This window comes from Cereibacter johrii, from assembly GCF_001720585.1.
GTDB classification, from domain to species: Bacteria; Pseudomonadota; Alphaproteobacteria; order Rhodobacterales; family Rhodobacteraceae; genus Cereibacter_A; species Cereibacter_A johrii.
In genome coordinates this window covers 1-6,413 of record NZ_MABH01000156.1, presented here as the reverse complement: position 1 = coordinate 6,413, position 6,413 = coordinate 1, and the positions used below count along the sequence as shown (strand labels likewise).

Genomic DNA, 6,413 nt, shown 5'->3' with positions numbered 1-6,413 from the left:
GCGGCGAGCGGCGCCAGCACGAGGAGCGCGAGAAGCCCGAGCGTGGCCGCGATCAGCAGGCGGCGCATCCAGGCGGGCTCGGCCGTGGCGGCGCGGGGCAGGCGGCGGGCGGAGGAGAGGGGGAGGTGGGTCATGGCTCAGACCGCGCCCATGCGGCGCCGGCTCCAGATCTGGACGAGGTTGATGGCGAAGAGGAGCGCGAAGGAGAGGCCCAGCATGGCAAGCGCGATGGCCACCGCGCCGTCGTAATCGAACTCCTCGAGCCGGATGACGATGAGGAGGGGGGCGATCTCGGTCTGCATCGGCAGGTTGCCCGCGATGAAGATGACCGAGCCATATTCGCCCACCGCACGGGCCAGCGCCAGGGCGAAGCCCGTGAGCAGCGCCGGGGCGAGCATGGGCAGGATCACCCGGCCGAAGGTGCGCGCCCGCGAGGCGCCGAGCGTGGCCGAGGCCTCCTCGACCTCGCGGTCGATCTCCTCGATCACCGGCTGGACCGAGCGGACGACGAAGGGCAGGCCCACGAAGAGGAGCGCGAGCCAGATGCCGGCCTCGCTATAGGCCACGCGGATCCCCAGGGGCTCGAGCAGCCGCCCGATCGCCCCGTTCGGCGCATAGAGCGCGGTGAGCGCGATGCCCGCCACCGCGGTGGGCAGGGCGAAGGGCAGGTCGACCGCCGCATCGACGAGGCGGCGGCCCGGAAAGCGGTAGCGCGCCAGCACCCAGGCCAGCGCCAGACCGAAGACGAGGTTGATCGCCGCCGCCCCGAGCGCCGCGCGGAACGAGAGCGCCAGCGCCGCCTGCACCCGCTCGCGCCCGAGCAGGGCCGCCACATCGGCGGGTCCGATCTGCGCCCCCCGGAGGAGGAGGGCGCCGATCGGCAAGAGCACGACGAGCGAGAGCGCCGTCAGCGTGATCCCCATGGCGAGGCCGAAGCCCGGCAGGGGCGAGGGGGCGCGGAGGGCGCGCATCCTATTTCGCCTCGTAGATCTGGTCGAAGGTGCCGCCGTCGCCGAAATGCTCGGGCTGCGCCTTGCCCCAGCCGCCGAAATGGCCGATGTCCACCAGCTCGAGATCGGGGAAGCGCTTCACATCGGCAGGATCGGCGGCCGAGGCGTCCCAGCCGCGGTAATAGTGCTTGTAGGCCAGGGCCTGCCCCTCGGGCGTATAGAGGAAATCGAGATAGGCACGGGCCAGCTCGCGCTGCCCGTCCGAGGCGAGATTGCCCTCGACCAGCGCCACCGGCGGCTCGGCCCGGATCGAGAGCGAGGGCACGACGATCTCGAACCGGTCGGGCCCGAGCTCTTCCAGCGCGAGCCAGGCCTCGTTCTCCCAGGCCAGCAGCACGTCGCCCAGGCCGCGCTGCACGAAGGTCGTGGTGGCCCCCCGCGCGCCGGTGTCGAGCACCGGCACATGGGCATAGAGGTCGTGGAGGAAGGCCTTCGGATCCTGCCCGTTCTTCTCGGCCCAGGCCCAGGCGGCGAGGTAGTTCCAGCGCGCCCCGCCGCTGGTCTTGGGATTGGGCGTGATGACCTGCACATCCTCCTTCACCAGATCGCCCCAGTCGGCGATCCCCCTGGGATTGCCCGCCCGCACGAGGAAGACGATGGTCGAAGTATAGGGCGAGGAATTGTGCGGCAGCCGGCTCTGCCAGTCGGCCGGGATCTTGCCCGACTTCGCCGCGACCGCATCGATGTCGGAGGCGAGCGCCAGCGTCACCACCTGCGCATCGAGCCCGTCGATCACCGCCCGCGCCTGCGCGCCCGAGCCGCCGTGGCTGGTCTCGATCTCGGGCGCCTCGTGGCCCTCGGCCTCCCAGGCCTTGGCGAAGGCCTCGTTCACGTCGCGGTAGAGCTCGCGCGTGGGGTCGTAGCTCACGTTCAGCAGGGTTTCGGCCGAGGCGGGGCCCCCGAGCCCCAGGGCCAGCGCGAGGCCGGCTGTGGCAAGGCGCGGAAGGCGGGGGAAGAACTGCGTCATCTGTCTCTCCTGTCGAGGGGCGCGGGCCTTCGGGAAGGCCCGTTCCGGTTCGTCCTGGCCCCGGCCTCCGGAGACCCCGCCGCGGCGGGCCTGCCGCGTGCGGCTTTCGGGGCCTTTCGGCGCGGGGGCCGGAGGCCGTCCGGCGGGGGTCTCCGGGCCTCCGGTGGGCGGGACGAAGGGGCGGGCGGGCGCATCCATGATCGTCTCCCGGAAGGCCGGCGGTGCCGTCCCGACAATTACGACAGGGTTTATCGTCTTTAGCAACGAAAAATATCTGGTGATCTTGTCGTGATTTGGAGAAGGATCTTCTCCGCCCGTCGGGGCGGCGGGAGAAGGGCCTGCTTTCCTGGAGGATCCGCGGTGTGCGCCCGGGGGGTGAGGGAGCGACATCCGCCGGCCCGAGGAGGGCCGCGGCCTTGCGCCGGGCCGCCCCGGATCGCCGTCAGGCGGGGGGCACGAGGCTCCGGCGCGCCTCGGCGGCCACTTCCCGCGTCAGCGCCTCGAGCAGCCGCGCGCCCAGCCGGGCATGCTGCCAGTGCAGCGGCACGTCGAGCGGCCGCCCGGGGACCAGTTCGGCCAGCCGGCCTGCGGCCAGATGCGTCGCCACCAGCGGCCAGGGGTTCATCGCCCAGCCGAGCCCCGCGAGGCTCGCATCGAGGAACCCTTGCGTCGAGGGCACCCAATGGGTCGGCGCCGCGAGCGGATGGCCGAAGGTCTCCTCGACCCAGCGCGCCTGCAGCCCGTCCTTCCGGTCGAAGCGGAGCACCGGCGCGGCCGCCAGCGCCGCCGCATCCACCCCTTGCGGGAAATGCCGCGCGAGAAAGGCGGGGCTTGCGGTGGCCAGATAGCGGAGCGCGCCGAGCGGCCGGGTCCGGCAGCCCGAGACCGGCGCGGGATCGGCGGTGACGGCGGCCAGCACCTCGCCGTTGCGCAGACGCGCCGCCGTATGGTCCTCGCCGTCGAGCACCAGATCGAGGAGCGTCCCGGTTGCGGCCGAGAAGCGCGCCGCGGCGGGCAGGAACCAGCTGCCGAGCGAATCCGCCGTGACCGCCACGCGGAGCGTCGCCGGCCCCTCCTCGGCGCCCGCCAGAAGCGGCAGGTCGGCCGCGAGTTCCCCCTCGAGGAGGCGCACCCGCTCCATATGGGCAGAGAGCCGCGCCCCGGCCTCGGTCGGCACCGGCGGCTGGCTGCGCACGACGAGCGTGGCCCCCACCCGCTCCTCGAGCGCACGGATCCGCTGCGAGACGGCCGAGGGGGTCACGCCGAGCACCGCGGCCGCGCGCTCGAAGCCGCCCTCGCGCAGGACGGCGGCGAGGGCCGCGAGCGACGGATAGTCGAGCATCTGAAGCCTCGCTTCACCGGGATCAGTATCCTGAACTGGACTACACCCGCCTCCCGCGGCAGGAAAGCCGTCATGTCCCACTTCGCCCCCTTCCTCACCGGCTTCGGCCTCTCCTTGGGCCTGATCGTCGCCATCGGCGCGCAGAATGCCTTCGTGCTGCGGCAGGGGCTCCGGCGCGAACATGTGGGCGCGGTCGTGGCCTTCTGCGCGCTGGCCGATCTGGCGCTGATCGCGGCCGGGGTGGCGGGTCTCGGAGCGGGTCTGGGGCGCGCGCCCGCGCTGGTGACGGGCCTGTCGCTCGGCGGCGCGGCCTTCCTCGGCTGGTACGGGCTTTCGGCCCTGCGCCGGGCGCTGCATCCCGCCCGGCTGGTCGCGGAGACCGGAGGGGAGGCGCTGACGCGGGCGGGAGCGCTGGCCCGCGTGGCCGCCTTCACCTTCCTCAACCCCCATGTCTATCTCGACACCGTGCTTCTGGTGGGATCGGTCGGGGCGGCGCAGCCCGCGGGCGCGCAGGGGCCCTTCGTGGCGGGCGCGGGCCTGGCCAGCCTGGTCTGGTTCGTGGCCCTGGGCTTCGGGGCCCGCCTGCTCGCGCCGCTCTTCGCCCGGCCGAGCGCCTGGCGGGTTCTTGACCTGCTGGTGGGCGCCGTCATGATCCTGCTGGCCGGGGGCCTTCTGGCCCGCGTCCTGTCCACCGCCGCCTGATCCGCCCGACCGGAGACGCCGATGTATACGCCTGCCGCCTTCCGCATGGAGGAGCTGCCCGATCTGCACGCGGCGATGCGCGCCGCGGGCCTCGCCACCTTCGTGACCGGCACCGGCGCCGGTCTCATGGCCACCCCGCTGCCGTTGTTTCTCGCCCCCGACGAGGGGCCGCTCGGCACGCTCTACGGTCACCTCGCCCGGGCCAATCCGCAGCGGGCCGAGCCGCCCACCTGCGAGGCGCTGGCGATCTTCGGCGGGGCCGACGCCTATGTCACCCCGGCCTGGTATGCGACGAAGCGCGAGACCGGGCGGGGGGTGCCCACCTGGAACTATGTGGCCGTCCATGCCTATGGCGCGCCCGAATTCTTCGAGGACGTGACGCGGCTGCACGAGGTGGTGAGCCGCCTGACCGATCTGCACGAGGCCCCGCGGCCCGACCCCTGGGCGGTGACGGATGCGCCCGCCCCCTTCATCCAGAGCCAGCTGAAGGGCATCGTGGGCCTTCGCTTGCCGATCGCGCGGATCGAGGGCAAACGGAAGATGAGCCAGAACCGCAGCGCGGAAGACCGCGCGGGCGTGGCGGCCGGGCTGGCGGAGAGCGACCGCCCCGGCGACCGGGCGGCGGCAGGGCTGGTGCCGCTGGATTAGCCGCCTCGGAGCGACCCCGGCCTCAGCCCCCTTCACCTTCCGTCAGGGGCTGCACCGCGCGCCTGTGGCGGGCGTCTGTGCCCTCGTCGATCTCGCGCGGATCGCGGTGGAAAGAGCGGTGCCGGGGCGGATCGCGTGCCTGAGCGTCGGGGGTGCGGCCTGCCTCAGACGCCCGCGGCGGAGCCCGGCCCCTCGTGCTCTTCGGCGGCTTCGGGCAGGCGGATGGGGGCGGCAAGGATCTGCTCGGCCGCGGCGGGCACCCCCACGAGATCGGCGAGCGTGAGCGAGTCGATCAGCACGAGATAGGACCAGAAGATCCCCGCGAAGACCTTGCGGATCCGGCAGCTCTCCTCGTCGGTGCAATCCTCGCATTTCTGGTAGGAGCGGCGCGAGAGGCAGGGCAGGGGCGCGATCGGCCCGTCGATCATCCGCAGAAGCTCGCTCAGCGGCACCTGCGCCGGCTCCTTGATCAGCAGATAGCCGCCCGAGCGCCCGCGCGTGCTGGCGATGTAGCCCGCGTTGCGGATGTCGAGCAGGATATGTTCGAGAAACCGCTTCGGCGTGCCGGAGCGTTGCGCGATATCCTCGATCCGGAGGGGTCGGCGGTCGCCGGACTTCTCCTCCGCGAGGACCATGAGGGCCTTCAGCGCATATTTCATCTTCTGGGTGATCATGCCCGCCAAGCTAGGGGGCAGGGGCCGGGATCACAAGAAAGATCCACAGGATCGGTCGTGTTTTCCTGCCGCAGAGCCGGCCGCCCCTTGCCGTGAGGCCCGGGCCCCTGCGGGGCGGCGGTGCGGGCCCTCCCGAAGGAGACCGGGCGGCAAGCGCGCGGGTCTTTGGTCCCATCGGCCCGGGCCCCGGGACCGTGGGAAAGAGGGGCCATGGCCCGGCAGGCGCCCGGGCCGGGCCTGCCCCTGGCGGTCGCGACCGGAAGGCGGAACCGGAGAGGCTCAAGCGGCCCGGAGTGCGGTAGCCTTTGGGACGGGGCAGGAAAGGGAAGGGGGAAAGCTGCGGCCGTCCGGGGTCCGGGAGGGCCCACCCCGGTCCGGGATCGGTCCCGGAGAGCGCATGGCGGGGGAGGCCCCCGCCCGGCGGCACGGGCCGCTCTGCCGGAGGATCTCCGGCGGCGGCCTTCGGCCCTCAGGCGAGGCGCTTGGCCTGGCTGCGGAAGAGGGCGAGCGCGCGGTAGATGTTGCGGCGGGTATCGGCCAGCGGCCGGGCGTCCGGCGCCCGGGAGCCCGCGGAATGGGCCTCGGTATGCTGCCAGTGACCGCCGATCCGGGCCGTCCAGTGGTCGCCGTGATCCTCGAAATGGAAGGGGACGACCCCGTCCACCGTGCCCCGCGCCTCGACCGGACCGTTCCGGGTGGTGATGTCGAATTCTAGTGCCATGGTCTTCTTTCTCTTGGCGGCATTTGCCGCATCGTTGGGCGGCAAATGCCGCCGGGCTTCATTCAATGAAGGGATTTTTCGTCTGGCCTGCCGCAGGAGCGGAAGGATCCGCTCCGGGTGGCCTGACACGGATATAGGGCGCGGCGGCGCCGGTTCAACCGGCAGGGGATCCCGGAGCGCTCCGAATCCCTGGCGACCGGCGGCTCAGCGCCCCGGAGCGCCCCGGTCCGGGAAGGGCGGACAGGCTCCCCGAGGCCCAGCCCGGAAAGGGCGGGCAGGCTCCCCCGGGGTCCGGCCCGTGGGACGCGCGCGCTGCCCGGGACCGGCCCGCCCTGCGGGACGGAGCCTC

7 protein-coding genes are annotated in these 6,413 nt (G+C 72.9%); 2 read left to right on the top strand and 5 right to left on the bottom strand.

What is annotated here, in order from left to right; genetic code table 11:
• Window positions 1-137: 137 nt before the first annotated feature.
• The 3 genes from cysT to A9O63_RS13820 all read right to left on the bottom strand — a co-directional run bounded on the left by cysT (window position 138) and on the right by A9O63_RS13820 (window position 3,319).
• Entirely contained in the window at window positions 138-971 is an 834-nt protein-coding gene (cysT, locus tag A9O63_RS13830; RefSeq protein ID WP_069332463.1) for a sulfate ABC transporter permease subunit CysT, read from the bottom strand.
• Between the two features lies 1 nt (window position 972).
• Window positions 973-1,977: a sulfate ABC transporter substrate-binding protein gene (locus A9O63_RS13825; RefSeq protein ID WP_069332462.1), complete on the bottom strand. Its 1,005-nt coding sequence runs from the start codon at window positions 1,975-1,977 to the stop codon at window positions 973-975.
• Between the two features lie 442 nt (window positions 1,978-2,419).
• Window positions 2,420-3,319, bottom strand: a complete 900-nt coding sequence (locus A9O63_RS13820) for a LysR family transcriptional regulator ArgP (protein WP_069332461.1) — start codon at window positions 3,317-3,319, stop codon at window positions 2,420-2,422.
• Window positions 3,320-3,391: 72 nt separating this feature from the next.
• On the opposite strand from A9O63_RS13820, the gene A9O63_RS13815 reads away from it, so the two are divergent.
• Together A9O63_RS13815 and A9O63_RS13810 are read left to right on the top strand one after the other, a co-directional pair.
• Window positions 3,392-4,021: a LysE/ArgO family amino acid transporter gene (locus tag A9O63_RS13815; protein WP_069332460.1), complete on the top strand. Its 630-nt coding sequence runs from the start codon at window positions 3,392-3,394 to the stop codon at window positions 4,019-4,021.
• A gap of 21 nt (window positions 4,022-4,042) precedes the next feature.
• Window positions 4,043-4,669, top strand: coding sequence for an FMN-binding negative transcriptional regulator (locus tag A9O63_RS13810; RefSeq protein ID WP_069332459.1), 627 nt, complete (start codon window positions 4,043-4,045; stop codon window positions 4,667-4,669).
• 164 nt (window positions 4,670-4,833) lie between these two features.
• On the opposite strand, the gene A9O63_RS13805 is transcribed toward A9O63_RS13810, so the two are convergent.
• On the bottom strand, window positions 4,834-5,343 hold the full coding sequence (locus A9O63_RS13805) for an RrF2 family transcriptional regulator (RefSeq protein ID WP_069332458.1): 510 nt from the start codon (window positions 5,341-5,343) through the stop codon (window positions 4,834-4,836).
• Between the two features lie 469 nt (window positions 5,344-5,812).
• Window positions 5,813-6,064: a hypothetical protein gene (locus tag A9O63_RS13800; protein WP_069332464.1), complete on the bottom strand. Its 252-nt coding sequence runs from the start codon at window positions 6,062-6,064 to the stop codon at window positions 5,813-5,815.
• Window positions 6,065-6,413: the final 349 nt, after the last annotated feature.